1 protein-coding gene is annotated in these 791 nt (G+C 59.2%); it reads right to left on the bottom strand.

The window, feature by feature from the left end; translation table 11 throughout:
* A protein-coding gene (locus RXV88_RS23585) for an IS5 family transposase (RefSeq protein ID WP_316296183.1) occupies positions 1–724 on the bottom strand; the annotation gives its coding sequence in 2 pieces (ribosomal slippage) (positions 1–403 and positions 403–724; 725 coding nt annotated over the 2 pieces). This gene is flagged as partial in the annotation.
* Positions 725–791 lie beyond the last annotated feature (67 nt).

Here is a 791-nt window from a genome sequence, read left to right as displayed (position 1 = left end):
ATTGTCGACAGGAAGACCTTGGGGCAGCGGTCATAGCGGGTTGCGACGCGCCTCCAATCCTTGAGCCTGCCGAACATGATCTCGATCCGGTTTCGCCGTTTGTAACGGCGTTTGTCGTATTGAACGGGTGTCTTGCGCTGCTTCCGGCCCGGGATACAGGCGCGTATCCCCTTGTCTTTCAACGCGTCTCGGAACCAGTCGGCATCGTAGCCGCGATCCCCTAGCAACCAGTCGACTTTTGGGAGACTACTGAGTAACGCCCGTGCGCCGATGTAATCACTGACCTGCCCGGCGGTGACGAACAGATCGAGCGGTCGCCCTTGGCTGTCGCAGATCGCGTGTAGCTTCGTATTCATGCCACCCTTGGTCCGACCGATCATGCGTCCACGCCCCCCTTTTTCACGCCCATGCTGGTCGCTGTTCGATGGGCCTTGAGGTAGGTCGCGTCGATCATCACGGTCTTCTGTTCGCCGTGCTCAGCGGCCAGACCCACCATAATCCGCGCGAAGATGCCTTTCTCGCTCCAACGCTTCCAACGGCTGTAGAGCGTCTTATGCGGGCCATAGGCGGCAGGCGCATCGCGCCACCTTAACCCATTGCGGTTGATGAAGATAATCCCGCTCAAAACGCGCTTGTCATCGACCCGAGGCTTGCCGTGAGGCTTCGGAAAGAAAGGTTCCAGACGCGCCATCTGCGCATCGGTCAGCCAGAAGAGATCGCTCATGTCACCGCTCCGTTTTCGGAGCCGTGAATCACGCAGCGCTAGGGAAATCAATGCGTCCTGACCCTAG

This window comes from Aestuariicoccus sp. MJ-SS9 (genome assembly GCF_032586235.1).
Lineage (GTDB): Bacteria > Pseudomonadota > Alphaproteobacteria > Rhodobacterales > Rhodobacteraceae > Aestuariicoccus.
Note: the sequence above shows the minus strand (reverse complement) of the source record. Positions and strands in the feature narration are given on the sequence as shown.